This is a genomic window from Humibacillus xanthopallidus, from assembly GCF_006717145.1.
Classification (GTDB): domain Bacteria; phylum Actinomycetota; class Actinomycetes; order Actinomycetales; family Dermatophilaceae; genus Humibacillus; species Humibacillus xanthopallidus.
In genome coordinates, this window is sequence record NZ_VFQF01000002.1 from 679038 (window position 1) to 704199 (window position 25162).

At 73.0% G+C, this 25162-nt stretch carries 23 protein-coding genes and 1 riboswitch; of the genes, 11 read left to right on the forward strand and 12 right to left on the reverse strand.

Going from position 1 to position 25162, the window contains the following annotated elements; translation table 11 throughout:
• Positions 1–35: 35 nt before the first annotated feature.
• Positions 36–2747: a pyruvate, phosphate dikinase gene (gene ppdK / locus FHX52_RS13950; protein ID WP_141822961.1), complete on the reverse strand. Its 2712-nt coding sequence runs from the start codon at positions 2745–2747 to the stop codon at positions 36–38.
• Positions 2748–2922: 175 nt separating this feature from the next.
• Between ppdK and FHX52_RS13955 the strand changes: the two genes are divergently transcribed.
• Positions 2923–5694, forward strand: coding sequence for a cation-translocating P-type ATPase (locus FHX52_RS13955; protein ID WP_141822962.1), 2772 nt, complete (start codon positions 2923–2925; stop codon positions 5692–5694).
• On the opposite strand, the gene FHX52_RS13960 is transcribed toward FHX52_RS13955, so the two are convergent.
• The gene (locus FHX52_RS13960) at positions 5657–6112 is read right to left on the reverse strand and encodes a DUF4235 domain-containing protein (protein ID WP_141822963.1); all 456 of its coding nucleotides are present in this window, start codon (positions 6110–6112) and stop codon (positions 5657–5659) included. The genes FHX52_RS13955 and FHX52_RS13960 overlap by 38 nt on opposite strands.
• 60 nt (positions 6113–6172) lie before the next feature.
• Positions 6173–6298: riboswitch (TPP riboswitch) on the forward strand.
• A gap of 89 nt (positions 6299–6387) precedes the next feature.
• Here FHX52_RS13960 and FHX52_RS13965 point away from each other — a divergent pair.
• From FHX52_RS13965 to FHX52_RS13990, 6 genes are all read left to right on the forward strand, one after another.
• On the forward strand, positions 6388–7002 hold the full coding sequence (locus FHX52_RS13965) for an ECF transporter S component (RefSeq protein ID WP_141822964.1): 615 nt from the start codon (positions 6388–6390) through the stop codon (positions 7000–7002).
• A 7-nt stretch (positions 7003–7009) separates the two neighbouring features.
• The gene (locus FHX52_RS13970) at positions 7010–9349 is read left to right on the forward strand and encodes an ATP-binding cassette domain-containing protein (RefSeq protein WP_246069969.1); all 2340 of its coding nucleotides are present in this window, start codon (positions 7010–7012) and stop codon (positions 9347–9349) included.
• Between the two features lie 67 nt (positions 9350–9416).
• Entirely contained in the window at positions 9417–9953 is a 537-nt protein-coding gene (locus FHX52_RS13975) for a hypothetical protein (RefSeq protein ID WP_141822965.1), read from the forward strand.
• A 1-nt stretch (position 9954) separates the two neighbouring features.
• Positions 9955–10548: a histidine phosphatase family protein gene (locus FHX52_RS13980; RefSeq protein ID WP_141822966.1), complete on the forward strand. Its 594-nt coding sequence runs from the start codon at positions 9955–9957 to the stop codon at positions 10546–10548.
• Positions 10549–10796: 248 nt separating this feature from the next.
• On the forward strand, positions 10797–11339 hold the full coding sequence (locus FHX52_RS13985) for a hypothetical protein (RefSeq protein ID WP_141822967.1): 543 nt from the start codon (positions 10797–10799) through the stop codon (positions 11337–11339).
• A 95-nt stretch (positions 11340–11434) separates the two neighbouring features.
• A complete protein-coding gene (locus FHX52_RS13990) occupies positions 11435–12649 on the forward strand; it encodes a pyridoxal phosphate-dependent aminotransferase (RefSeq protein WP_141823705.1) in 1215 nt (404 codons plus the stop codon).
• A gap of 9 nt (positions 12650–12658) precedes the next feature.
• Here the strand turns inward: FHX52_RS13990 and FHX52_RS13995 are convergent, their stop codons facing one another.
• Complete coding sequence (locus tag FHX52_RS13995) at positions 12659–12967, reverse strand: hypothetical protein (RefSeq protein ID WP_141822968.1); 309 nt, start codon at positions 12965–12967, stop codon at positions 12659–12661.
• Positions 12968–12982: 15 nt separating this feature from the next.
• Between FHX52_RS13995 and FHX52_RS14000 the strand changes: the two genes are divergently transcribed.
• The 3 genes from FHX52_RS14000 (at position 12983) to FHX52_RS14010 (ending at position 15129) form a co-directional block, all read left to right on the forward strand.
• Positions 12983–13468: a DUF732 domain-containing protein gene (locus FHX52_RS14000; protein WP_185747289.1), complete on the forward strand. Its 486-nt coding sequence runs from the start codon at positions 12983–12985 to the stop codon at positions 13466–13468.
• 138 nt (positions 13469–13606) lie between these two features.
• Positions 13607–14620: an LLM class flavin-dependent oxidoreductase gene (locus FHX52_RS14005; protein ID WP_246069970.1), complete on the forward strand. Its 1014-nt coding sequence runs from the start codon at positions 13607–13609 to the stop codon at positions 14618–14620.
• A gap of 83 nt (positions 14621–14703) precedes the next feature.
• Positions 14704–15129 carry an OsmC family protein gene (locus FHX52_RS14010; RefSeq protein ID WP_141822970.1) on the forward strand — a complete coding sequence of 142 codons (426 nt, stop codon included), beginning with the start codon at positions 14704–14706 and terminating at the stop codon, positions 15127–15129.
• A 61-nt stretch (positions 15130–15190) separates the two neighbouring features.
• Here the strand turns inward: FHX52_RS14010 and FHX52_RS14015 are convergent, their stop codons facing one another.
• The 5 genes from FHX52_RS14015 to FHX52_RS14035 all read right to left on the reverse strand — a co-directional run bounded on the left by FHX52_RS14015 (position 15191) and on the right by FHX52_RS14035 (position 20641).
• Positions 15191–16396 (reverse strand): L,D-transpeptidase family protein, encoded by a 1206-nt coding sequence (locus tag FHX52_RS14015; RefSeq protein ID WP_141822971.1) that lies wholly within the window; start codon positions 16394–16396, stop codon positions 15191–15193.
• A gap of 136 nt (positions 16397–16532) precedes the next feature.
• Complete coding sequence (locus tag FHX52_RS14020; RefSeq protein ID WP_141823707.1) at positions 16533–17309, reverse strand: thioesterase family protein; 777 nt, start codon at positions 17307–17309, stop codon at positions 16533–16535.
• A gap of 102 nt (positions 17310–17411) precedes the next feature.
• On the reverse strand, positions 17412–18167 hold the full coding sequence (locus FHX52_RS14025) for a TetR/AcrR family transcriptional regulator (protein WP_141822972.1): 756 nt from the start codon (positions 18165–18167) through the stop codon (positions 17412–17414).
• A 45-nt stretch (positions 18168–18212) separates the two neighbouring features.
• Positions 18213–19220 (reverse strand): L-lactate dehydrogenase, encoded by a 1008-nt coding sequence (locus tag FHX52_RS14030; RefSeq protein WP_141822973.1) that lies wholly within the window; start codon positions 19218–19220, stop codon positions 18213–18215.
• Between the two features lie 65 nt (positions 19221–19285).
• Positions 19286–20641 (reverse strand): aspartate aminotransferase family protein, encoded by a 1356-nt coding sequence (locus FHX52_RS14035; protein WP_141822974.1) that lies wholly within the window; start codon positions 20639–20641, stop codon positions 19286–19288.
• A gap of 152 nt (positions 20642–20793) precedes the next feature.
• Between FHX52_RS14035 and FHX52_RS14040 the strand changes: the two genes are divergently transcribed.
• Entirely contained in the window at positions 20794–22179 is a 1386-nt protein-coding gene (locus FHX52_RS14040; RefSeq protein ID WP_141822975.1) for an NAD(P)/FAD-dependent oxidoreductase, read from the forward strand.
• 3 nt (positions 22180–22182) lie between these two features.
• Here the strand turns inward: FHX52_RS14040 and FHX52_RS14045 are convergent, their stop codons facing one another.
• Genes FHX52_RS14045 through FHX52_RS14060 form a run of 4 tightly spaced genes read right to left on the reverse strand, consistent with a single transcriptional unit; the run spans position 22183 to position 25069 of the window.
• Positions 22183–23034, reverse strand: a complete 852-nt coding sequence (locus FHX52_RS14045; RefSeq protein ID WP_141822976.1) for a 2-phosphosulfolactate phosphatase — start codon at positions 23032–23034, stop codon at positions 22183–22185.
• Complete coding sequence (locus FHX52_RS14050; RefSeq protein WP_141822977.1) at positions 23031–23444, reverse strand: MmcQ/YjbR family DNA-binding protein; 414 nt, start codon at positions 23442–23444, stop codon at positions 23031–23033. The genes FHX52_RS14045 and FHX52_RS14050 overlap by 4 nt, the downstream gene beginning before the upstream one ends.
• Before the next feature lie 18 nt (positions 23445–23462).
• Positions 23463–24185, reverse strand: coding sequence for a DsbA family oxidoreductase (locus tag FHX52_RS14055; protein WP_141822978.1), 723 nt, complete (start codon positions 24183–24185; stop codon positions 23463–23465).
• An 11-nt stretch (positions 24186–24196) separates the two neighbouring features.
• Complete coding sequence (locus FHX52_RS14060) at positions 24197–25069, reverse strand: alpha/beta fold hydrolase (RefSeq protein ID WP_141822979.1); 873 nt, start codon at positions 25067–25069, stop codon at positions 24197–24199.
• Positions 25070–25162 lie beyond the last annotated feature (93 nt).

The following is a 25162-nucleotide window of genomic DNA, read 5'->3' on the forward strand; positions in this document are numbered from 1 at the left end:
GCGCAGCAGGGCTGCTCATGTCTCCTCAGGCCTGCTCAGCGGGTGTCAGCCGACGCGGTGCGCCCCTCCGCGAGCACAGCCTCACGCCCGGCCTGGAGCCTGACGACGGGGATGCGTGGCGGCGAGCACGACAGGTAGTCGACGCCGGCAGCCTCGAAGAAGGCCGTCGACCGGGGGTCGCCGGCGTGCTCGCCGCACGCCCCGAGCCCGAGCGTGGGCCGGGCACGGCGGCCGTCGTCGGCAGCCATCCGCACGAGGGCCCCGACCCCGGCCTCGTCGATCGTCTCGAACGGGTTCGTCGTGAGGACACCCGCCTGGCGGTAGGCGGACAGGAAGCCGGCCTCGGCGTCGTCGCGGGACATGCCCCAGCTCGTCTGGGTCAGGTCGTTCGTGCCGAAGGAGAAGAAGTCGGCCTCACCGGCGAGGGCCGCTGCGGTGAGCGCCGCGCGCGGCAGCTCGACCATGACCCCGATGGGCAGGTGCAGCTCGGTGCCGTGCGCCAGCGCCACCTCGGCGATGACCCGCTCCATCCGCTCGCGGGCGACGACGAGCTCCTCGACATCGGCGACGAGCGGCACCATGAGCTCCGGGGCGACCGTGCGCCCGTCGGCCCGCAGCCGCAGGGTCGCCTCGGCGAGGGCGCGCACCTGGGCGTCGATGATCTGGGGCAGCACGGTGAGCAGGCGCACGCCGCGCAGCCCGAGCATCGGGTTCGACTCGTGCCAACGACGCACCGCCGCGAGTCGCCTTGTCGTGTCAGGGTCCTCGGCGCCCCGCTCCGCCTCGAGGGCCGCCCGCACCGACAGCTCGACGAGGTCGGGCAGGAACTCGTGGAGCGGCGGGTCGAGCAGCCGCACGACGACGGGCAGCCCCTCCATCTCGACGAGCAGCGCGCTGAGCTCACGCAGGGCGAGCTCCTCGATCTGGGCCAGCGCTCCCTCGCGGTCGTCGTCGAGCACGAGGCGCTCGACGAGCTCGCGACGCGACCCGAGAAGCATGTGCTCGGTGCGACAGAGACCAATGCCCTGCGCTCCGAACCGCCTTGCAGCACGGGCCTCCTCGGGGATCTCGGCGTTGGCGAGCACCTTGAGGTGACGACGGCGGTCGGCGTGGGCGAGCAGGCGCAGCACCGCGTCGACGACGGGGTCCGCGTCAGAGGGCGCATCACCCTGGATGGCCGTCGCGACGGCGCTCTGCTCGATCTCGCGCTGCCCCTCGAAGATGTCGCCGGTCGTGCCGTCGACGGACAGCAGCGCCCCCTCCGCGAGGACCCGTCCACCCGGGAACGTCGCCGTGCGGGCCTCGAGGTCGATGACGAGACCCTCGACGCCGGTGACACAGGTGCGGCCGAGCCCCCGTGCCACGACGGCGGCGTGCGAGGTGAGGCCGCCGCGGGCCGTGATGACCGCACGCGCGGCGACGAGGCCGCCGAAGTCGTCGGGGCTCGTCTCGGGGCGGGCGAGCACGACCCGGTGGCCGAGGGCCGCCCGCTCGACCGCGGTCTCGGACTCGAGCACGAGCTGGCCGGTCGCGGCGCCCGGGCTCGCGGCGAGGCCGTGGGCCAGGGTCGCGGTCGAGCCGTCGCGGGTGAAGGTGGGGTGCAGGAGGGTCTGCAGCTGCAGGCCGTCGACGCGGGTCAGGGCCTCGTCGAGGTCTATCACCCCGTCGTCGACGAGCGCCGCCGCGATGCGGAACGCGGCCGCCGGGCTGCGCTTGCCGAGTCGGGTCTGGAGAATCCACAGGCGGCCGCGCTCGACGGTGAACTCGACGTCGCACAGGTCGCGGTAGTGGGTCTCGAGGGTGCGCAGGTGCTCGCTCAGCTGCCGGTGCAGCTCGGGGTCGCGGCGCTGCAGCTCCGAGAGGTCGAGCGGGCTGCGGACTCCGCTCACGACGTCCTCCCCCTGGGCGTTCGGCAGGTAGTCGCCGAAGGCTCCCGGGGCGCCGCTCACGGGGTCGCGGGTGAAGCAGACGCCGCTGCCGGAGTCCTCGCTGCGGTTGCCGAAGACCATCTGCACGATGTTGACGGCAGTGCCGAGGTCGTCGGAGATGCCCTCGTGCTGGCGGTAGAGGCGGGCCCGGTCGCCGTTCCACGAGCTGAAGACGGCGAGCACCGCGGCGTGCAGCTGCTCGCGGCCGTCCTGGGGCACGTCGTCGTCGGTCTGCTCGCGGATGATCCGGCGGAAGTTGTGGGTCAGCTGCTTGAGCGAGTAGGCGTCGAGCTCGGCGTCGGTCTCGACGCCCATCGAGCGGCGCATCGCGAGCAGCTCGTCGTCGAAGAGCCGGCCGTCGACCCCGAGCACCGTCCGGCCGTACATCTGCGCGAGCCGCCGGTAGCAGTCCCACGTGAAGTGCGCCTCGCCGCGACGGACCATCGCCGTCGCGACCTCGTCGGTCATGCCGATGTCGAGGACGGTCTCCATCATCCCGGGCATCGAGAAGCGGGCGCCGGAGCGCACCGACAGCAGGAGCGGGCGCAGCGGGTCGCCGAGGTGCAGACCGGTGCGCTCCTCGAGCGCGTCCAGCTCCTCCTCGACCCGGCTCCACAGGCCGTCCGGCTCCCCGCCCGTCGTGAGGTACGCACGGCAGGCCTCGGTCGTGATGATGAAGCCGGGCGGTACGGGCAGTCCGAGCCGGGTCATCTCCGCCAGTCCAGCCCCCTTGCCCCCGAGCAGTCCGGCCATCGACCGGTCTCCGTCGTGCAGCTCGATGACGAGCGGTGGGTTCGTCGTCCTCTCGATGATGGTCATGGCTCCTCCGGTCGCGTATGGGACTGGCACACCGAGCGGTGTCCTCGCCTCCCTGCATGCTCGGTCGCGGGGGCAGTCGGCGCGTAGTGCCGAAGGTCCCTCTCCACGAGCGACTCCGGCGCGTAGCGTGAAAAGGGAGGTCCATGAGCACGAGCACGAGCGCGGGAGGTGACCGATGGAGCGCGCGGTCGCGGCCGGACCCCCCGAGGTGTCAGCCGGTGGCCTGAGCGCGTCCGAGGTCAGGGAGCGGCTCGAGCGGGACGGCCCCAACGTCATGCCGTCGCCACGCCCGCGGTCGGCGCTCGTGCAGCTGGGCCTGCAGATGGTGCACTTCTTCGCGATCGTGCTGTGGGTGGCCGCCGGGCTCGCGCTCGTCGCCGGTATGCCGCAGCTGGCCGTCGCGATTGCCGTCGTCGTCGTGCTCAACGGGGTCTTCGCCTTCGCGCAGGAGTACCGCGCAGAGCGGGCGGGTGCCCGGCTCGCGGACCTGCTGCCACCGCGGGCCCGCGTCGTGCGGGACGGGGCCGTCGTCGAGGTGTCGGGCACCGAGCTCGTCGTCGACGACGTCGTGCTGCTCGAGGCGGGTGACCGGGTCAGCGCCGACCTGCACCTCGACCGGGCGGTCTCGGTGGCCGTCGACGAGTCGATGCTGACGGGCGAGAGCGTGACGTCGCGGCCGGTCGTCGGTGCTGTCCTGCGGGCCGGCACGTTCGTCGTCGAGGGGGTGGGCCGCGGCACCGTCGTCGCGACCGGTGGACGCACGCGGCTCGCGGAGATCGCAGCCCTCACGAGGGCTGCGCGTCGGCCCCCGAGCCCGCTCTCGGTCCAGCTGCACCGCATCGTCACCGTCGTGGCGGTCCTCGCCGTCGCGACCGGAGTCATCGCCTTCGGCATCTCGCTGCTGCTCGGGGTGGAGCCGAGCTTCGGCTTCCTCTTCGCGGTCGGGGTGACGGTGGCCCTCGTGCCGGAGGGGTTGCTGCCGACCGTCACCCTCTCGCTCGCCCGGGCGACCCAGCTCATGGCCGGCCGGCACGCCCTCGTGCGGCGGCTCGAGTCGGTCGAGACCCTCGGGTCGACGACCTTCGTGTGCACCGACAAGACGGGCACCCTGACCTGCAACGAGATGAACGTCGTCGAGGTGTGGACCCCGTGCGGCGCGGTCACCGTGACCGGTCACGGCTACGACCCGGAGGGGGAGTGCCGCGGAGACACCGCGGCGGTGGCCGCAGCCCGGGAGCTCGCGCGGTCGGCCGTCGAGTGCGTCCACGGCCGCGCGGTCCAGCAGGACGGTCGGTGGCGGGCCCGTGGTGACCCGATGGAGGCAGCGATCCACGCCTTCGCCGTGCGCGTGGGGGCGGGCGAGTCGGCCGACGTCCGCATCGACCGAGCCTTCCCCTTCGACCCCGTGCTGCGCCGGTCCGCAGCGCTCGCCGGCGGCTGGCTGCACGTGCTCGGCGCTCCCGACTCGGTGCTCCTCGACTGCCCGGACGTCGCTGCGACGGCGAGCGCCGGGCTCGAGGTCGAGCGCCTCAGCGCAGCCGGTCTGCGGGTCCTCGCCGTGGCCCGGCGACGCCTCGTCGAGGCGGACGGCGACGGCGGACCCGACCCCGAGGCGAACCCCGACCGCCCCGACCACAGCCCCGACCACAGCCCCGACCACAGCCCCGACCACAGCCCCGACCACAGCCCCGACCACAGCCCCGACCACCCGGGCGCCCCCGCAGTCCCCGCTGATGTCTCGGCCCAGGGCCGGCTCGAGCACTCCCTCGAGCTGCTCGGCCTCGTGGCGATGGAGGACCCTCCCCGCGCCGGTGTGTCCGACGCCGTCGAGGTCTGCCGACGGGCCGGCATACGGGTCATGATGATCACCGGCGACCACCCGGCGACGGCGGAGGCCATCGCTCGTGAGGTCGGCTTCCTCGCGGGTGGGCCGGTGCTCACCGGGGCGGCGCTCCCCGACGACGAGCGGGCCCTGGCCGAGCTCGTCGACGTCGACGGCACCGTCGTCGCCCGCGCCACCCCCGAGGACAAGCTGCGCATCGCGGCCGCCCTCCAGTCGCGCGGCCACGTCGTGGCGATGACCGGGGACGGCGTCAACGACGGTCCGGCCCTGCGGGCCGCCGACATCGGGGTCGCCATGGGCGCGTCAGGCACCGACGTCGCCCGCGAGGCCGCCGACGTCGTGCTGCTCGACGACCGCTTCGAGACGATCGTCGCGGCCGTCGAGCTGGGCCGGGCGACGTGGTCGAACGTGCGCCGCTTCCTCACCTACCACCTCACCGACAACGTCGCCGAGCTGACGCCCTTCGTCGTGTGGTCGCTGACCCTCGGCCACGTGCCGCTCGCCCTCTCGGTGCTGCAGATCCTCGCGCTCGACATCGGCACCGACCTGCTGCCCGCGCTCGCGCTCGGCGCGGAGCCCGCGAGCTCGCGTGTCATGGAGGGGCCGCTGCACAAGGGCGCCCTCGTCGACGGCGTCCTCATGCGCCGCGCCTTCCTCGTGCTCGGCCCGGCAGAGGCGTTCGTCGAGATGCTCGTCTTCGTCGCGGTGCTCGTGGCCGGGGGCTGGGCCTACGGCACGGCCGCCGCGCCGGAGCTGCTGGCCCTGGCCTCGGGGTGCGCCTTCGCCACAGTCGTGCTCGGCCAGCTCGCCAACGCCTTCGCCTGCCGCAGCGCCACGCGGCCCGTCGGGCCCTGGTCGCTGCGCGGCAACCGCCTGCTGCTCTGGGCGGTCGGTGCGGAGCTCGCGTTCCTGCTCGTCATCCTCGGCTGGCCGGCCGTCGCCCAGCTGCTCGGCGGGGCGATGCCCGACCTGCGCGGGTGGGCTCTCGCGGCGCTCGCCGTGCCGGCGCTGCTCGCGGCCGACACCGCGCACAAGCTCGTGCGCCGGTGGGGGAGCAGGCGCCCCCTCAGGGAGTCGCGCGGTCGATCGCCCGCCGCAGCATGAACTCCGACCGGCGCTTGGCCCGGTCGAGCTTGAGGTGGGCCTTGCGGTCGGTCGGCGTCACCGTCTGGTCCTCGAGTCGCTTGGGCAGGTGACCCGAGCTGTTGCGGTAGTACGTCGCAGCGCCCCGCTCGGCGGCGATCCGGGCGGCGGAGACGAGCATCGAGGAGAGGGCCGTGAAGAGGATGACGTCGCGCGTGCGCTCGCGCTCGTAGTCGCCCTTGACCGGCACCGGCCGGCCGGTGGCGAGCTTCCAGCCCTTCTGGGCGGCGTCGGTCGCGAGCTTCGTCGCGATGATCGTCGAGCCGATGCTGAGGACCCGCCAGACCGCGCCCCCGGCCGGTCCACGTCGCGGTGCCACCGTCTCCTCGGCCGCCTTCTTGCCCTTGGTGATCGCCTTCTTCGCGTCCTTCGCAGCCATGCTGTGACTGTGCCACGCGAGGGAGGTAAAGTCACCTCCACAACTGAAGAGCACCACCACCCATCACGACAGGGGAGCGCCCTCAGGCGCTGAGAGTGCGGCGGTCGACACCACGTCGACGACAGTCCGCAGACCCTCGAACCTGCTCCGGTTAGCACCGGCGAAGGAAGTCGGGATTTTCTCAGGTCACCTCCACGGCATACGCCATCGACATCCGTCGACGTATGCCGTCAGGTGGCCTCCCCGAGGTATCCATCGGAACCCGGGAGATCGTCATGTCCACCACCATCACCGCCAGCGGCCCTCTGACCCGCTGGCGCACCATCGACCTGCTCACCTGTGCCTTCCTCGGCGTCGCGTTCGGCGTCGCCTACTGGGCGTGGGGCCTCGCCTACGAGGCCCCGGCCACGGCGGTGTCGGCGGGCTTCCCGCCGCTCAGCGCCCTCTTCGCCTGGCCCTGGCTCGTCGCCGGCATCGTCGGGATGCTCGTCATCCGGCGGCCCGGCGCGGCCGTCTTCACCGAGCTGCTCGCCGCGATCGTGTCGGCGCTCATCGGCACCCAGTGGGGTCTGACGACCCTCGTCTCCGGGCTCGTGCAGGGGCTCGGCGTCGAGCTCGGCTTCGCCCTCTTCGGGTATGCCGTCTACAGCTGGGCCCCGCTGCTCATCGGCGGCTTCCTCGGCGGTGCCTTCGAGGCCGTCTACGAGTGGTACTCCTACTGGACCGACTGGGGCTTCGGCTACAAGATCGCCTACCTCTTCCTGCTCGGCGGGTCGGTGGCGATCTTCGGGTCGCTGCTCGCCGTCGGGTTGACGAAGCTGCTCGCGAACGCGGGGGCGCTCGCCGCCTTCCCACCCGGCCAGGAGGCTCGCGAGCGCGCGGCCGTCTGAGACCGACGTGACCGAGCGGGCCCCGGCCGACGCGGCAGACCTGGTCGACCCACCGGGTCGGCCATCGGGCGCTGCCCCGCGGGGAGCCGGCGTCGAGGTGTCGGGCCTGTCGTGGCGTCCCTACGGTCGGGCTCGTCCGGTGCTGCACGGTCTCGACCTGCGCATCGCGGCCGGCGAGCGCGTGCTGCTCGCCGGCCCGAGCGGATCGGGCAAGTCGACCCTGCTCCGAGCCCTGGCCGGGCTGCTGCTGACCGCGGACTCGGGCGAGCTCGCCGGCGAGGTCACCCTCGACGGCGAGCCCGAGCGCCGGGCCGGCTCGGTGGGGCTCGTGCTGCAGGACCCGGGAGCCGGCGTCGTCGCCTCGTCGATCGGCCGCGACGTCGCCTTCGGCCTCGAGAACGTCGGCGTGGCCCGCGACGCCATGCCCGCACGGGTCGCAGCTGCGCTCGCGGAGGTGGGCCTCGACCTGCCGCCCGACTCCTCACCCGCGACCCTCAGCGGGGGCGAGGCCCAGCGCCTCGCCCTCGCCGGGGCGCTCGTCATGGAGCCGCGGCTGCTCCTCCTCGACGAACCGACCGCGATGCTCGACGCCGACACCGCGGCCGGCGTGCGGGCGGTCGTGGCCGACGTCGTCGAGCGCCGCGGGCTGACGCTGGTCGTCGTCGAGCACCGGCTCACGGGGTGGCTCGACCTCGTCGACCGCCTCGTCGTGCTCGACGGCGACGGCCGCGTCGTCGCCGACGACGCCCCTCACGACGTGCTGGCCGAGCACGCCGATTCGCTCGTGCGACAAGGCATCTGGGTGCCGGGCGCCCCAGAGCCGCAGCCACTCGCGGTAGCACTGACACCAATGCCGCTGGCGTCGGCAGGCGTCGTCGCACCCGGTGAGCGGGTCGTCACCGGCACCGGTCTGGGAGTCGAACGGCGCAGCCGGCGGCTCGGCTCCACGTCGCGCAGCACGACCGCCGTGGCGGGCGCCGACCTCTCGGTCGCGGCTGGCCGGCTCACGGCGCTGACCGGGCCCAGCGGTGCCGGCAAGTCGACCCTCATGGCCGCGGTGGGCGGTCTGCTCGCTCCCACATCCGGACACGTCGACGTCGCCGCACCGCTCCTGCCGGGCAGCGGCGGGTCGAGCGAGCGCCCCCGGCCGCCGCACGGCTGGCCCTCGGTCGACCTCGCCCGGGTCGTGGCCTGGGTGCCCCAACGGGCGGCGACAGCCGTCGTGGGTCGCACCGTGCGCGACGACGTGCTGACGACGGCCCGTGCCCTCGGCCACGACGGATCCGACGCCGAGACCCGGGCCGACGAGCTGCTCGCGACGCTCGGTCTGGCCCGCCTGGCCGACACCGACCCGCGTCACCTCTCCGGCGGGGAGCAGCGCCGACTCGCGGTCGCGTCGGCCATCGCGCACGGGCCCGCCCTCGTGCTGGCCGACGAGCCGACCGTGGGTCAGGACCGCCTCACCTGGGCTGCTGTCATGGGCACCCTCGAGGCGGCGCGACGCGAAGGAGCCGGAGTCCTCGTCACGACCCACGACCCCGGCGTCGTCGACCGCGCCGACCACGAGGTCGCCCTCGTCCGCCCGCCGCAGCCGGCCGCCGACCCCGAGCCGGAGCGTCGCCCCCTGCTCGCCCGGGTCGGCCCGCTCGCCCTGCTCGTCGCGGCGCTCTGCGTGCTGCCGCTGCCCGCCCTGCTCGGGTCGTGGCGCCAGGGCCTGCTCGTCCTCGCCGTCGAGCTCACGCTCGGGCTCGTCGGGCTGCTCGCGCCGGGGCCGGGACGCCGGCCGGAGGGCCGGCTGCGCGGGGTCCTCGCCCGGCTCGCTCCCGCGGTCGTCGCCGTCGCCGGTGTCGCCTGGTCGGCGTGGCTGCTGGGCGGGCGTGACCTCGAGATCGCCGCCGGGGCAGCCCTGCGCGTGCTCTGCCTCATCGTGCCCTCCGCCTTCGTCGTCGGCTTCATCGACCCGGAGCGGCTCGGCGACCACCTCGCCCAGCGCGTGCACCTGCCCGCCCGTCCCGTCGTCGCCGCGACCGCGGCGCTCCAGCGCCTGCAGTCCTTCGACGACCTGTGGACCGAGCTCATGACGACGAGGCGTGTGCGCGGCATACGGGCTGATCACGGCCTCGTGCGCCGGGGGGCCGAGGCCGTTGCGGTCACCGGCGGGCTGCTCGTCGGCGCGCTCGGGCAGGCGGCCGGGCTCGCGCTCGCGATGGACGCGCGGGGCTTCGCCGGGGCGCACCGGCGCTCCTGGGCCGGGCCTGCGCCCTGGCGCCTGGCCGACTCGCTCGCCGTCGGCGGGGGTCTCGCGATCATCGGCGCGGCGCTGGCCGCCCGGGCGCTCGTCGCCTGAACTCGCGGGGCACAATGTCTGCGACACGTGGCCACCGGCGACCACCGCGTGACGAGAGGAGCCGACCGTGAGCAGGTCCGCAGACCCGCAGGGGTATGCCGCGGCGCCCCGATCCGTCTCACGCGCGCGGCTCCGCGTCGCCGGGGTGCTCGCCGGGGTGCTCGCCGGGGTGCTCGCGTCCGCGCTGGCCCTCGGGGCCTGCGGTCAGCCGACGCGGTCAGATGACGGGATCGGCCCGACCGTCAGCGTGCCGGTCCAGCCGACCATCGCGCGCGACACCCCGACGGTCGACGTGCCGGACACGACGGCACCGGTGGAGGGTGGCCTCTTCGACGCCTCCACGAGCCTCGTCGCCTCGACGTGCAAGCCCACCGGCGACTCGTGGAACTTCACCGGCACGGTCGAGAACTCCGACTCCGTGCCGCACACCTTCACCGTCGCCGTCTTCATCGTGCGCACCTCCGACTCGTCCGACGTGGCGGGCAAGGAGATCGACGTGACCGTGGCACCGGGGGAGAAGGGTGACGTCGCCGCGAAGGGCTTCTGGCGCGGCCCGTCGACCGGCGTCGAGTGCCTGACCGGCGTCACCGTGAAGGACCAGTGACGTGCGCTTCTTCCTCGTGCGCCACGGCCAGACCCACGCCAACGTCGCCCGGCAGCTCGACACCGCCGTGCCCGGGCTCGACCTCACCGACACGGGCCGCGAGCAGGCCCGGGCGCTCGCCGAGCGGCTCGGCGGCGAGGACCTCGGCGCGATCTACACCTCCGACCTCGTGCGCACCCAGCAGACGGCGGCCCCGCTCGCGGAGCGGCTCGGGCTGGAGATGGTCGTCCTGCCCGGACTTCGCGAGATCCAGGCCGGCGACTACGAGATGTCGACCGACTGGCAGCCCTACGTCGACGCCGTCGTGCGGTGGAGCGACGACCCGGCGCACGCGATCCCCGGCGGCGACAGCGGGGTCGGCTTCATGGCCCGCTACGACGCGGCCGTCGCGCAGATCGCCTCGGACGGGCACGCCTCGGCCGTCGCCATCAGCCACGGCGCGGCGATGCGCACGTGGTGCACGGTGCGGCTCGGCCTGCCCGCCGACTTCTTCCAGGAGCGCCGTCTCGACAACACGCACGTCGTGACGATGGAGGGCGACCCCGACGCGGGCTGGCGCCTCCTCGCCTGGGGCGACGAACCCATCACCCACTGACCCCGTCGAGTGGCCACAATCTGCCGCCACTCCCGCGTCGAGTGGCCACAAAATGCCGCCACCCCCGAGTCGAGTGGCCACAATCTGCCGCCACCCCCCAGTCGAGTGGCCACAAAATGCCGCCACTCCCCAGTCGAGTGGCCACTCCGTGCCGCTCGGTGCCGCTCGTTGCCGCCGGCGGGTCACGGATTGGCGACACTTGGCCGACCGAGCCGTCCATGTCCGGCTGGTGCTCGACACTGTGCTGCGTGACCGACTTCGGCTTCAGTGACGAGGCCCCGGAGCGGTCGCCGCGGGCGAAGGGCCGGTGGCGACCCACCGTGGCCGGCGCCGCCTTCACCGTGGGCGTGCTTGCCTTGCTCGGCCTGCTCCTGTGGGCGTGGGTCGCCCGCAGCCACGCCGACGACCTCGCCGCGTGGGACGACCTCGAGACGACGTTCGAGGTGATGGACCGCAGCCTCACGCCCCTCGGCCACGGGGAGTCCCCGCCCTGCCACGAGGAGACCGACGGCGTCATCACGCGCACCTACCCGCCATCGACCGGCCCGCAGGCCGCCGCGGTCGTCGGCTACCTCACCCAGCTGGGCTGGACCGCGCAGAAGGGCTCGGGGACGCAGCCCTCCACCTCCACCTCCGCCCCCTCCGACGCCGCCGCCGTGCTCGCCGTCCTCACGAAGGACAGCGGTGGCCGCGACCTCACGGTCGTCGTCAGCGGCCCGGGCCTCGACCGCCTCGTCGGGTCGGTCGCCGGCCGCAGCCCCGGCAGCACGATCGGCTGCCTCGGTCGCTGACCGCCACGCCACGGGTCGTGGGCGAGACCCACCCCACAGGCCACATGCTGGGAATTGCCGGGCTCGCGGCATACCGGGGTGTCACGCTGGGGCGTATGCGCGTGGTCACCCAGTCCCGGAAGCTCCAAAACGTCTGTTACGAGATCCGCGGACCCGTGCTCGCCGAGGCCAAGCGGCTCGAGGACGAGGGCCACCGCATCCTCAAGCTCAACATCGGCAACCCGGCACCGTTCGGCTTCGAGGCGCCCGAGGACATCCTCGTCGACGTCATCCAGGAGCTGCCGACGGCGCAGGGGTACAGCGACAGCAAGGGCATCCTGTCGGCCCGCCGCGCGGTCAAGCAGCACTACGAGGTGCGCGACTTCCCACCGGTCGGGGTGGAGGACATCTACCTCGGCAACGGCGTCAGCGAGCTCATCGTCATGGCGATGCAGGGGCTGCTCGACAACGGCGACGAGGTGCTCATCCCCGCGCCGGACTACCCCCTGTGGACCGCGGCCGCGAGCCTCGCCGGCGGCACCGCGGTTCACTACGTCTGCGACGAGCAGGCGGGCTGGGCGCCCGACCTCGACGACATCCGCAGCAAGGTCACCGACCGCACGCGTGCCATCGTCATCATCAACCCCAACAACCCCACGGGCGCCGTCTACCCGCGGGAGGTGCTCGAGGCGATCGCACAGGTCGCTCGCGAGCACGAGCTGATCCTCATGGCCGACGAGATCTACGACAAGATCCTCTACGACAACGCCACGCACACCTCGGTCGCGGCCGTCGCGCCCGACCTGCTCTGTCTCACCTTCAACGGCCTGTCCAAGGCCTACCGGGTCGCCGGCTTCCGCTCCGGCTGGCTCGCCATCACCGGGCCCAAGGAGCACGCGCGCAACTACATCGAGGGTCTCGACATCCTCGCCAACATGCGCCTCTGCGCCAACGTGCCCGCCCAGCACGCGATCCAGGTGGCGCTCGGCGGCTACCAGTCGATCAACGAGCTGATCCTGCCGGGTGGCCGGCTGCTCGAGCAGCGCAACGTCGCGTGGGAGATGCTCAACGAGATCCCCGGGGTGTCCGTGACGAAGCCGCAGGGGGCGCTCTACCTCTTCCCGCGCCTCGACCCCAAGGTGCACCCGCTCGTCAACGACGAGAAGTTCGCGCTCGACCTCCTGCGCGAGCAGAAGCTGCTCATCGTGCACGGCACCGGCTTCAACTGGCCGACGCCCGACCACTTCCGGCTCGTCTTCCTGCCGCGCGTCGAGGACCTCGAGGACGCCATCGGCCGCCTCGAGAAGTTCCTCTCGACCTACTCGCAGTAGCCCGCCGGCTCAGGTGAGGCTCGACGCCCACCACTTGAGGACGAGCCCGAGCACGACCGCCCAGACGATCGTCAGCACGAGGCTGACGGCGATCGCGATCCAGGCGCCGCGCCGGCCCCCGGGCTCGCGACGGGCGAGGCTCAGCCCGGCGAGCGCGAGACCGAGCAGCTGCGGAACGAAGGTGAAGCCGAAGATCACCGCCGCCAGCGAGGCGACGACCGCCCCACGGGCCAGCGGGGCCTCGCCGGCGAGTCGCAGACCGGTCGGCTCGTCGCCGCCGAGCTCCGCCTCCGACAGGGGATGATCGGGGTCCGTCACACGTTCAGGATAACGATGAGGCCCACCACCACCGTGCCGTATGCCGTCCGTCCGAGTCACGCAGAGCCCCACCCTCCCCGGGCCGACGCGCCCCTGCGGCACGCCGGGCGACGGGCTGCAGCCGGGGCTGCCGTGCTGCTCGCCGTGATCTCGCTCGGGGCCTGCAGCAGCGACGACCCCACCCTCGGCGACCTGCCAACCGACGTCGCGAGCGCCCGGCCCACGATCTCGGCCGACGAGGCGAAGTTCGTGCTCGCTGCCGAGAAGCTCGGCGCCACCGTCACGGGCGCGACCGTCGACGACGACATCCAGACCGGCACGACGACGTGCTGGGTGCTGCGCACGGGGGGAGTGACGCTCGACGAGGTGGCCGTCGACGAGGACGACAAGCCGCTGCCGAACACCGGCGACGCGCTGCGCACGAAGCAGCTGATGGCGGCGGGCATCCAGACCTTCTGCCCCGACCACGACGACCAGATCGCCCTGCTCAAGCTCCCCTGAGAGTAGAGCCCGCACCCTCGGGCCGGCCCCTTCGCAACACACCGAGCAGTCGTCAGGTCCACGCGGCATACCTCGTCGGTCTGGCAACTGCTCGGTGTGTTGCGGAAGAACGGCCGGGGGAGTGGGGTTGGCACAGGGGTGAGCACCCGTCCCCGCGCCCAGCTGAACATCCTCGACCTCGTGCCCGTCCTCGAGGGCGGCACCGCCGGTGAGGCGATCGCCGCGACCGTCGACGTCGCGCGGCACGCCGAGAAGTGGGGCTACGGCCGCTACTGGATGGCCGAGCACCACAACATGCAGGGCGTCGCCTCGAGCTCGACCTCGGTGCTCATCGGCCACGTGGCCGACCAGACCGAGTCGATCCGAGTCGGCGCCGGGGGCATCATGCTGCCCAACCACGCGCCGTATGTCGTCGCCGAGCAGTTCGGCACGCTCGCGACGATCCACCCGGGTCGCATCGACCTCGGACTCGGCCGCGCCCCGGGCACCGACCCCTTCACGACCCGCGCGCTGCGGCGCAACGAGGCCGCCGCGATGAACTTCGCCGGTGAGGTCGAGGAGCTCATCGGCTACCTCGGCGACCCCGACCCCGACGCCAAGGTGCGCGCGATCCCCGGCGAGGGCACCCACGTGCCGATCTGGATCCTCGGGTCGAGCCACGGCGGCGCCCAGGTCGCGGCCGCGCTCGGCCTGCCCTACTCCTTCGCGTCGCACTTCGCGCCGGCCGCGCTGATGAGCGCGCTCGAGGTCTACCGCTCTCGGTTCACGCCCTCGACCGAGCCGGGCGGTCTCGACGCGCCGCGAACGATGGCGGGCGTCAACGTCATGGTCGCCGACACCACGGCCGAGGCCGAGCGGCTCTTCACGAGCGTGCTCCAGCGATTCCACGGCATCGTCACCGGTCGGCGCACCGGAGTCACGGAGCCCAGGGGCGACATCGCCGGCCTCATGGCGCAGTGGTCCCCGGCGGAGCGCCAGGCCGTCTCGGACATGACCCGCGTGTCGCTCGTCGGCACGCCCGACGAGGTTCGCGAGGGCCTCTCGGGCTTCGTCGAGGCGACCGGCGTCGACGAGGTCATCGTCACCTGCGGTGCGCACGACCACGAGGACCGCCTGCGCTCCTTCGAGCTGCTGGCCGACGCCTGGAGCTGACCCGCCACCACCCACCTGAGGTATGCCGTCCGGCGGGCGCGACCGGACGGCATACGTCCCCCGCGATCTGAGAGGCTGCCACCATGAGCACCGACGCCCCCGACCTCCGCTCCATCACGCTGACGCGCGACAGCATGGGCCGCTACACGGCACGCAACCGCCGCGGTGGCTCGCTGACCGTCAGCTCCGGCACCGACGAGCTCTCGCCGGTTGAGCTGCTCCTCGCCGGCATCGCCGCCTGCACGGCGGTGGACGTCGACACGGTGACGACGCGGAGGGCCGAGCCCGACTCGTTCGAGGTCGAGGTCACGGCCGACAAGGTGAAGGACGAGCACGGCAACCACCTGCAGGACATCACCGTGAGCTTCCGCGTGCGTTTCCCCGAGGGTGAGGGCGGCGACGCTGCGCGTCAGATGCTGCCCAAGCTGGTGCAGCGCTCGCACGACGAGTGGTGCACCGTCAGCCGCACCATCGAGCTCGGCACCCAGATCGAGGCGAAGGTCGAGTAGGGGAGGGCCGGCCCGCGCCACGATCCGGCGCAGGATCTCGGCGGGGCCTGATCGGCTCGCGTCAGTGGTGGACGACGACCTTGTCGCCCAGCCGCGAGGCGAAGTAGAGCGTCTTGATCTGGGCGTAGTCACCGATGTTGACGCACCCGTGGCTCGCGCCGGCATACCCGATGCGGGCGAAGTTCGACGAGTAGTGCACGGCCTGGCCGCCGGAGAAGAACATCGAGTAGGGCATCGGCGTGAAGTAGAGGTTGGACACGACGTACTCGTAGCGCCGCGAGACCGTGAAGGTGCCCTCGCGCGTCTCGTGCCCCGGCCCGCCGAACCGTGCCCACATGACCATCGTCGGCTTGCCCGAGACGACCCAGGTCAGCGTGCGGGTGGCCTTGTCGACGCACATCACCCGACCCGTACGGCAGCGGGAGTCGAGCGAGGCGAGCGTCGGCATCAGGGGCCGCAGGCCGGCCTCGTAGCGGTAGCGGTCGAACGTGCCCGGCGTGAAGGTCAGCCCGACGAGACGGCTCCACGTGCGACGGTCGGCGACACCCGACTGCGGCAGGTTCTGGGCACGCTGGAAGGCGAGGACCTTCTGACCGAGCGTCCAGCTGTAGGTGCCCGAGATCGAGTAGGGCCACAGGCTCTTGGCCCGCAGGCGCAGCTGGAGCTCCTTGACCGTGCCGCCCGAGCTCGTCGAGGGGATGACGACGGGCGAGGCGGATCGCGCCCGCAGCACCTCGCGGGCCTGCGCGGTGAGCTGCCTGCCGTCGCCGGGCAGGCCGCTGCTCGTCAGGAAGGAGCCGAGGGCCGACGCGACGCCGGCGTCATAGACCCCGTCGACGGTGCCAGAGGTCCGGCCGACGACGAGCAGGCGTGACTGGAGGTCCTTGACGCCCCACCCGGTGGCGCCGACCCGCATCACGACCGGGCTGCCGAGGGGCGTGGGTGCGGTCGCGATGACCGTGGGTGGCGGCGCCGGGGTCGTCGGGACGGACGTCGTGGTCGCCGCAGGATCGGTCGTCGTCGAATCGGTCGTCGTGGGCTGGGTCGTCGTGGGCTCTGTGGTCGAGGGAGCCGTCGTGTCCGTGGCCGTGCCGGTGGCCGTCGTCGTCGCGCTCGGGTCCTCGGTGGACGTGCTCGCGCCGAACGACGTCGCGGGTGACGGCGTGCCCGTGTCGTCGGCGAAGGCCATCGGCGTCGCGACCAGCGCGGCGATGACGAACCCCGCCGCGACGGCACTGCTGCGGCGCCCCATGTGGATCGTCTTCATGTCTCCCCTGTCGTCACGACGAGACCGGCCGCGTCGGTGCGCTCGAGCGCGCGCGCCCATTGTGGCAGCCGCAGCCCGATCCGGCGCGCGATGTGGGCCGGCGAGATGCAGACGCCTCGCGGCCGCGTTCGGGTTGTCAGACGGGCAGGCGCCTCACCGTGAGCACCTGCTCGGCCCGCCCGACGGGACCGAGCTCGTCGTGCAGAGTCGTCGACGTGAGGCCGAGCCCGGTCGTGCCCATCGAGACGCGGGTGTCGAAGCCGACCCAGCCGCGCACCGGCTCGCGGAAGAGGTGGATGGCGAGGTCGACGTTGGGGAACATCCACTCGTCGGGCGAGACGCGCACGGCGATGCCGTTGGCCGTGTCGACGAGACGCACGAGATCCGCTGTGGGAGAGCAGGTCTCGCCATCGACGAGCGCGTTGGGCGTGCGGATCCACGCGAGCGTGCGGCCCGGCCGTCGGTTCGGGTCGACGCGGAACTCGAGCCCCCGGATGTAGCCCCCGCGCCACGTGTCCGCGCCCTCCCAGGGCACCAGCTCGTCAGGCCCCGGTATGCCGTCCAGCTCGACCCCGCCCACCGGCGCCGAGTCGTGGGTGGCGAGCCGCCACGCCTGGGCCCGCACGGCGACGCGGTCATCGACGCTGAGGGTGGCCTCGACGAGCTCGATGGTGCGGCCGGGTCGAGTCGTGCGCACCTCGACCCGGCTCGCGCGCGCCGGGATGACACCGAGGATCTCGAAGCTGATGCGGGCGAGCTGCATGCCCTCCCGCGGCTCGTGCCTGTCGATGGCATGGGTGAGGATGCCGCTGACGGGACCCATGTGCTGCTCGTCCTCGCGCCAGGCGCCCTGGGTCTGGAGGGTCGGCTCGAAGAGGTCGTCGCCGAGGCGCCGGTAGAAGGCGGGCGTCAGGGCGTCGAGGCCCTCGCGGTCGGGTAAGGCCTGGGGTCCGGTCTTGCGGTCGACGGCATCGGTGCTCACGCCGAGCACTCTAGGCGCGGGTGCCGGCTGCCCTCACTGCGGCCCGGCGACGTCGTCGGGGGACGCCCGTCGCTCGGTCTCTCCCGTGCTCGCCGTGCTCGCCGTGCTCGGAACGGTGACGCCGAGGCCGAGGTCGACCATCCGCACGAGGCGAGGGGCCAGCTCGCCGACGGCACCGGCCGGCAGGTCGCGCAGCGGCCCCTCGAGGGCGAGCATCGCGAGGCCGTGCACGGCCGACCACGCGAGCAGCTCGGCGCCGGGGCGCTCCTCTGCTGGCAGGACGCCGACCTCGGCCATGTCGTCGAGGGTGTCGCTGAGCAGCTGAAAGGGGGTGCGACCGCAGGCTCCGGCGGCATCGGGCGACCCGGCCCGGCGCAGGTCGACGGGCACGGCGAACGCGGTGCGGAACAGCCCCGGCTCGTCCATCGCGAAGCGGAGGTAGCCCACCCCGACGGCGCGGAACCGGGCTCGCGCGCGCTCGCCGGACGGCATACGGGCGGGGACGGCCTCGATGGTCGCCCAGATGACGTCGGCAGCCAGGCCCTGGGCGATGGAGACGACCTCGTCGAGGAGGGCGTCGCGGTCGGCGAAGTGCCGGTAGGCGGCGTTGGCGGAGACGCCCACGCGGCGGGTGGCCTCGCGGAGCATGACCTTGTCGGGGCCGCCCTCGCGGGCGAGCTCCGTGCCCGCCTCGAGCAGGGCCCGGCGCAGGTCGCCGTGGTGATAGGTCGAGCGGGGCGTGACGGACGCGTCCTGCGGGCCGGAGGTCTCGGCAGCAGAGGAGGTCACGCTGCCATCATCCTCCGTCCGGTGCACCGCCGCCGGGGCGTCCCGTCAGAAGCCGAAGTTCCGAGCGGTCGCGCGCACCGCGTCGGCCGAGGAGCGCAGACCGGCGAGCTCGGAGTCGGTCATCGGCACCTCGACGCGCGACCCGACGCCACCGGCGTGGACGATCGCCGGCACGGAGAGGCACACGTCGCTGATGCCGTAGTAGTCGTCGAGCAGCGACGAGACCGGCAGGATGCGGCCCTCGTCGTTGACGACGGCCTCGAGCACGCGCGTGCCGGCGAGGCCGATGGCGTAGTTCGTCGCGCCCTTGCCCTCGATGATGCGGTAGGCCGACTGCACGACGTCGGTCGCGATCCGCTCGCGGGTCTCCTCGTCGAGCGCGAGGTCGCCGTGCTCGTCACGCCACTGGAGCAGCGGCACCGACCCGATCGAGGCCGACGACCACAGCGGCAGCTCTGAGTCGCCGTGCTCGCCGACGACGTAGGCGTGGATGCTCTGCGCCGCCACCCCCGTGTGCTCGGCGAGCAGGAAGCGCAGGCGCGAGGAGTCGAGCACGGTGCCCGACCCGAAGAGCTGGTTGGGCGGCAGTCCCGAGACCTTGAGCGCGGCATACGTCACGACGTCGACGGGGTTGGTCACCATGATGTGCACCGCGTGCGGGGCGACCTCGACGAGCTGCGGCAGGATCGTCTTGACGATGCCGATCGTCGTGCCGGCGAGGTCGAGGCGCGACTGGCCGGGCTTCTGCTTGGCTCCCGCCGTGAAGACGATGACGTCGCTGTCAGCGAGCACTGCGACGTCGTCGGAGCCCTCGACCTTCGCCATCGGCATGAACTGGATGCCGTGTGCGAGGTCGAGCGCCTCGGCGCGCACCTTGGCGCCGTTGATGTCGTAGAGCGCGACGGTCTGGGCCGCCCCGCGCATGAGCGAGGCGTAGGCGAGGGTGGCCCCGACCGCCCCGGCCCCGACGATGCCGAGCTTGGTGCGCCTCCGCCGAGGGGTCGGGATGGCCGATCCCTCCGTGGAATCGTGGGTGTGGGTGCTCTCGCTCATGGTGCCTCCCGCGCTCGTGTCTGTCGTAGCAAGGCTATCGAGCGGGGCGCCCCGGTCCGCTGAGGTCAGGAAAAGAGCTCCTCGACACACTCGCGGAACATCGCGCTGTGGGCATCGACGTCGGCGGTGGTCGTGTCGGGGCACATGAGCGCCATGTTGTGGAAGGGCGTCAGCAGGATCCCTCGATTCAGCGCGTAGAGGTGGAGGTACTGCTGGAGCTCGAAGTCGTCGGAGTCGTGCGCCTCCTGGCCGTCGTGCGACGGGGTGTGCGAAAAGTTGTACTCCGCCCGCGCGCCGAGCCGCGTCACGTGCCAGTCGGCGCCGACCGCGTCGATGCCGGCCTGCACGCCGTCGGCCCAGGCGTCGGCGAGCGGCACCATGTGCTCGAACGCGGCCGGGGTCATGACCTGCTCGAGGGTCGCTTTCATCGCCGCCATCGACAGGCCGTTGCCGGCGAGCGTGCCGCCGATGCCGCCCACGTCGATGTCCTCGAGCTCGACGGAGCAGGCGATCCGGTCGGCGATCTCGGCCGTGAAGCCGAAGGTGCCGCACGGGATGCCGCCGCCGATCGACTTGCCGATGACGAGCAGGTCGGGGTGCAGGTCGTGGGCGCGGGTGTAGCCGCCGGGCCCGGCGCAGATGGTGTGCGTCTCGTCGTTGATGAGCAACGCCCCGTAGCGCGTCGCGAGCTCACGGACCCCCTCGTTGTAGCCCTCGTCGGGCAGGACGATGCCGATGTTGGTCAGCGCCGGCTCGACGAGGATCGCCGCGACGTCGCCGTGGGCGAGGGCCCGTTCGAGCGCCTCGAGGTCGTTGAACTCCACGACCCGGGTGGTCTCGGAGGTCGGCACCGGGGCCCCGATGTTGCTCGGCCGGTCGACCGTCGTGCCACCCTCGCCCAGGGTCGCGAAGGCCTCGTCGACCGAGCCGTGGTAGCACCAGTTGTGCACGACGACCTTCGAGCGGCCGGTGAGCAGGCGGGCGTAGCGGATCGCGTGCCGGTTGGCGTCGGTCGCGGTGAGGGTGAACTGCCAGTAGGGCAGCCCGAAGCGCTCGGCGAGCCCGGTCGAGACCGCGATGGCGTCCTCGGTCGGCAGCATCGTCGTGATGCCCCGGGAGAGCTGCCGGGTCACCGCGTCGACGGTTGCCGCGGGGGAGTGGCCCATCATCGCGCCCGTGTCACCGAGGCAGAGGTCGACGTGGTCGATGCCGTCGACGCAGGTGAAGTGGGCTCCGGCGGCGCTCTCGACGAAGACCGGGAAGTCGCCCGGCCACTTGACCATCCAGCTCATCGGGACGCCGCCGGGCATGTGGGCCCGCGCGCGCTCGGCGAGCTCGCGGGAGCGGGGTCGGGCGGCCGTGAACGCGGCGCGCTCGCGCTCGTGGAGCCGGGCCAGGCGGGATCGGTCGAGGGAGGTCATGGCGGCATCCTGCCTCGACAGCGGCTTCCGCGGAAGGGGTATGCCGAATGCCGTTCACCTTCGGAATCCGTAGGCAATGGAACTGCATTCCACCGAAAACTGTGTGTCGCCCCCACCTCCCCGACGACAGGTAGGCGGTGCATACTGCCCGCATGCCTGCGAGCGGATACCGAAGCCTGAGTCTGTGGCACGACACGATGGACGACGACTTCACCCCCCGACCGTCGCTCGATCGTGACGTCGAGGTCGACGTCGCGGTCGTCGGTGCGGGCTACACCGGGCTGTGGACGGCATACCACCTCGTGCGCGCCGACCCGGCGGTGCGCGTCGCGGTGATCGAGCGCGAGGTGGCGGGCTTCGGCGCCTCGGGCCGCAACGGCGGCTGGTGCTCGGCGCTCTTCCCGGCGTCGCTCCAGCGGATGGCGGCCGAGCGAGGACGTGACGCCGCCGTGCGGATGCAGCACGAGCTGCACGACACGGTCGCCTCCGTCGGCGCCATCGCCGAGGAGGAGGGCATCGACTGCCACTTCGACCAGGGCGGCTACCTCTCGGTCGCGCGCAACCCGGCGCAGCTCGAACGGGTGCGGGCGGAGGTCGCGGACTTCCATTCCTGGGGCTTCGGGCCCGACGACCACCGGCTGCTCGACGCCCACGAGGTGGCCGAGTTCGCCCGGGTCTCCGACTCGCTCGGCGGCTCGTGGACACCGCACTGCGCCGCGATCCACCCCGCCCGGCTCGTGCGCGGGCTGGCGGCGGCGGTCGAGCGTCGCGGCGTCACGATCTACGAGCGCACCTCGGCCGTCGACGTGGGCAGCCGGCGTGTCGTCACGCCGCACGGCACCGTCCGCGCCGAGCATGTCGTGCTCGCCACCGAGGGATACACGCCGACCGTCGCGGGACGCAGGCGGGCGATCGCCCCGGTCTACTCGCTCATGACGGCGACCGAGCCGCTGGGCGACGACATCTGGCAGCAGATCGGCCTCGACCGGCGCACGACCTTCGCCGACAACCGGCACCTCGTCGTCTACGGCCAGCGCACCCGCGACGGCCGCATCGCCTTCGGTGGGCGCGGCGCCCCGTACCACTACGCCTCGCGGCTCTCGCCCTCCTACGAGCGCGACGACCGCGTGCACGCGATGCTGCGGCGGATCCTCGTCGAGCTCTTCCCGGTGCTGCGCGACGTCACCTTCACCCACGCGTGGGGTGGCAACCTCGGCGTGCCGCGCGACTGGTTCCCGTCGGTGCGCCACGACAAGCACACCGGGCTGGCCTTCGCCGGTGGTTACGTCGGTGACGGGGTGGCGACCTCCGCGCTCGCGGGCCGCACGCTCGCGGCGATGATCAGCGGCGACGACCCCGCCGACCTCGCCTCGCTGCCGTGGGCCGGGCGCGCGTCGCGGGCCTGGGAGCCGGAGCCACTGCGCTGGCTCGGCGTCAACGCCGTCACCGCCCTCATGACCTCGGCCGACTGGTCAGAGCGCCGCACGGGCCGCAGCTCGCGCGCCGCGTCGGCCTTCTGGACGGCGATGGGCCAGTAGCCCTCAGGCGGGGCGGAAGGCTCCGTCGCGCAGGACCGGGACGGCGGTCGACGTGTCGAGCTCGCCCGCGATCGCGACGTCGTCGGGCCAGCCCTGCGCGACCAGCTCGCGCCCGCTGGCCGTCGCCGCCAGTGCCGACGGCACGTCGTGCTCGACGACGAGCCACGCCGCCATCGCCGCGCCCGCCTCGGGGCTGAGCAGCAGCGGGCCCGCCTGGTGCTCGAGGCGTTCGACGAGCGAGGCGACGAAAGCGCCTGCGCCCCAAAGGTCCTCGACGGCCGGGCGCAGCGAGTCATCCGGCCAGCGCTCGCCTGACGGCACCACGACGACCGCCGGTTGCCGGCCGCGCCCCGCCTGCATCTGCCCCACAACCCATCGCGCGACGGCCGCCCGGTTGCGCAGCGACACCGCCACCACCTCGGCGCCCGCGTCAGCGAGCAGGTGGCTGATCGTCGAGCCGTTCGGCGAGGGCAGCACGAGATCACTGACGCCGATTGCCTCACGAATCGACTTGGGAGACAAGCTGATCGGCGGTATGCCGTCCGGCTGGCCACCAGCCGAAGCCGTGCGTGACGCTGATCTCGGCACCGCGAGCCGAGCCCCGAGGTGCTCCGCGTGCGCGACGGCCGAGTCGTCCTTCCAGCGGTACGGGTGCACGGTGATGCCGGCATCAGCTGCCACCGACACGCAGGTCGTGAAGCTCAGCACGTCGACGACGACGGCGGTCACGGCGGCACCCGACGCGACGGCATACCGCGTCAGGGCCTCGGCGCCCGTAGGCCCCCACTCGAGACGCACGACGTGCCCGTCCTGGCTGTGCCACGGCGGCGCCGGCCGCCCCCCGCCGGCGCTCACGAACCCTCGCCCTCGAGCAGGCGCACCAACCGGGCGGGCGCGGTGAGGCGGTAGGACGCGTCGACGAGCTCGGCCACCTCGTCCCAGGCCACGTGTGCGGCCGAGCCCGCGGGTGAGAAGTCGAGGCCCAGCCAGCCGTAGGGGCCGAGGTAGGCCGGCTCGAAGAAGCGGTCGTCGGCGAGCAGGGCCGGCCGGTCGGCGGGGTCGGGCAGGAAGACGAGGGAGCGGGCGTAGGGCTCGGGGTCGTGGTCGCCCCGGATCACCGCGCCGTAGCCGGCGAAGACCTTCTTCGTGAAGAAGTTCGGCCGACCGTGCGAGACCTTCTCCTGCGCCTCCGGCAGCGCGAGGCAGATCCCGCGCAGCCGGGCGAGGTAGGGGTCGGCGTCCTCGAACATCACCGGGTGGGCCATGCCCCCACGGTAGGGGCCTCAGCGGGCGCAGGCGCCCCCACCGCAGCCGTCGGCTCCACAGGCCCCGCCGCAGCCGCCACCGACGGCGGCCGGCTCGGGCTGCTCGTGTCGGTTCGACCACGCCGTCTCGAGCGCCTGGGTGAAGACCTCGACGGGCTGGGCGCCGGAGACGCCGTACTTGCGGTCGAAGACGTAGAAGGGCACCGACTCGATGCCGAGCATCTTGGCCGTGGCCTCGTCGCTGCGCACGTGGTTGCCGAAGTCGTCGGACTCGAGCATCGCGCGCACCTCGGACTCGTCGAGCCCGATCTCGGTCGCGAGCCCGACGAGGGTGTCGCGGTCACCGACGACGAGCCCGTCGGTGAAGTAGGCCCGCATGAGGCGCTCGTGGGCGAGGTCGGCGAGGCCGTGCTCGGCGGCGAGGTGCACGACGCGGTGCGCGTCGAAGGTGTTGCCGTAGCGGGCCTGCTCCCAGTTGAACGTGAGACCGAGCTCGGCGGCAGCCGCGGCCATCGAGCGGTGCTGGGCGATGGCCTGCTCCTGGCTCGTGCCGTACTTCGCGGCCACGAGGTCAACGAGCGGGAGGTCCGAGACGGCCGGCGCGCTCCGGTCGAGCTCGAAGCTGTGCCACGTGACCTCGATGTCGTCGCGGTGCTCGAACGCGCCGAGGGCGGCCTCGAGCCGGCGCTTGCCGAGGTAGCAGAAGGGGCACACGATGTCGGACCAGATGTCGATCTTCACGGTCCTGCAACCTACCCGCGGGCGGCGTTCTTCCCCGCATCGACGTCATCTGCGTCACGCACCCGCGCGATGACCGCGGCGGCGCACTCCTGCGGCCGCCGCTCGGGCAGCCAGTGGTTGTCGTCGAGCTCGACGAACGTGTAGGGCCCGGTCACGTGCTCGCGGGTCAGCTCCGCCGCCGTCCTGCCGAGGAAGGAGTCGCCGGATCCCCACACGAGAGTCGCCGGCACCGACACCCGGTGGGCGCGCACGTGCGAGGAGGCGGTCGCGCGGTACCAGCCGATCGGCCCGGTGAGCGCGTCCGCGCGGGCGAGGTGGGCGGCATACCGCCGGGCGTCCTCGAGGGGCATGCCGCTGCGAACGACGGTGGAGGCGAAGAGGGCGGCGAAGACCCGCTCGGGCACCCACGGCACCTGGAAGGCCGAGATGTACCACGACTTCAGCTGCTGCCCGCGGTCCGATCTCAGGGCCCGCGAGAGGGCGGCCGGGTGCGCCGTCGAGAGCACCGTGACGCTCGCGACGCGGTCGGGGTGGTTCGCCGCCAGCAGCCACGCGACGGCGCCACCCCAGTCGTGGCCGACCACGTGCGCGCGCTGGACTCCTGCCGCGTCGAGCAGCGCGAGCACGTCGGCGAGCAGCTCCTCGAGGCGGTATGCCGCCCGGCCGGGTGGCCGCGCCCCCGCGGAGTAGCCGCGCTGGTCGGGTGCCAGGGTGCGCAGGCCGGCGTCGTGGAGCAGGGGGGCGACGCGGTGCCACGAGGTGCGGTCCGTCGGGAAGCCGTGCAGCAGTACGACAGTCTCGCCGCCCATCGGCCCCGCGTCGTCGACCTCGAAGGTGAGGCCGTCGCGGGTGAAGGAGTGCAGTCGCGCGGGGTCGTCAGCCATCTGCCCATCATGACCCCCGCCACCCGCCGCGCTCTCAGGGCCCGCTCCGGGAGAAACCTGAGGTCAGGGCAGCCGCCGGGGACCTACCGTGGA

Coding starts and splice junctions, on each gene's coding strand:
- ppdK (WP_141822961.1), bottom strand. CDS start 2,747: ATGACCATCATCGAGAGGACGACGAACCCACCGCTCGTCATCGAGCTG.
- FHX52_RS13955 (WP_141822962.1), top strand. CDS start 2,923: ATGGAGCGCGCGGTCGCGGCCGGACCCCCCGAGGTGTCAGCCGGTGGC.
- FHX52_RS13960 (WP_141822963.1), bottom strand. CDS start 6,112: ATGGCTGCGAAGGACGCGAAGAAGGCGATCACCAAGGGCAAGAAGGCG.
- FHX52_RS13965 (WP_141822964.1), top strand. CDS start 6,388: ATGTCCACCACCATCACCGCCAGCGGCCCTCTGACCCGCTGGCGCACC.
- FHX52_RS13990 (WP_141823705.1), top strand. CDS start 11,435: ATGCGCGTGGTCACCCAGTCCCGGAAGCTCCAAAACGTCTGTTACGAG.
- FHX52_RS14000 (WP_185747289.1), top strand. CDS start 12,983: ATGAGGCCCACCACCACCGTGCCGTATGCCGTCCGTCCGAGTCACGCA.
- FHX52_RS14010 (WP_141822970.1), top strand. CDS start 14,704: ATGAGCACCGACGCCCCCGACCTCCGCTCCATCACGCTGACGCGCGAC.
- FHX52_RS14015 (WP_141822971.1), bottom strand. CDS start 16,396: ATGAAGACGATCCACATGGGGCGCCGCAGCAGTGCCGTCGCGGCGGGG.
- FHX52_RS14030 (WP_141822973.1), bottom strand. CDS start 19,220: ATGAGCGAGAGCACCCACACCCACGATTCCACGGAGGGATCGGCCATC.
- FHX52_RS14035 (WP_141822974.1), bottom strand. CDS start 20,641: ATGACCTCCCTCGACCGATCCCGCCTGGCCCGGCTCCACGAGCGCGAG.
- FHX52_RS14040 (WP_141822975.1), top strand. CDS start 20,794: ATGCCTGCGAGCGGATACCGAAGCCTGAGTCTGTGGCACGACACGATG.
- FHX52_RS14050 (WP_141822977.1), bottom strand. CDS start 23,444: ATGGCCCACCCGGTGATGTTCGAGGACGCCGACCCCTACCTCGCCCGG.
- FHX52_RS14060 (WP_141822979.1), bottom strand. CDS start 25,069: ATGGCTGACGACCCCGCGCGACTGCACTCCTTCACCCGCGACGGCCTC.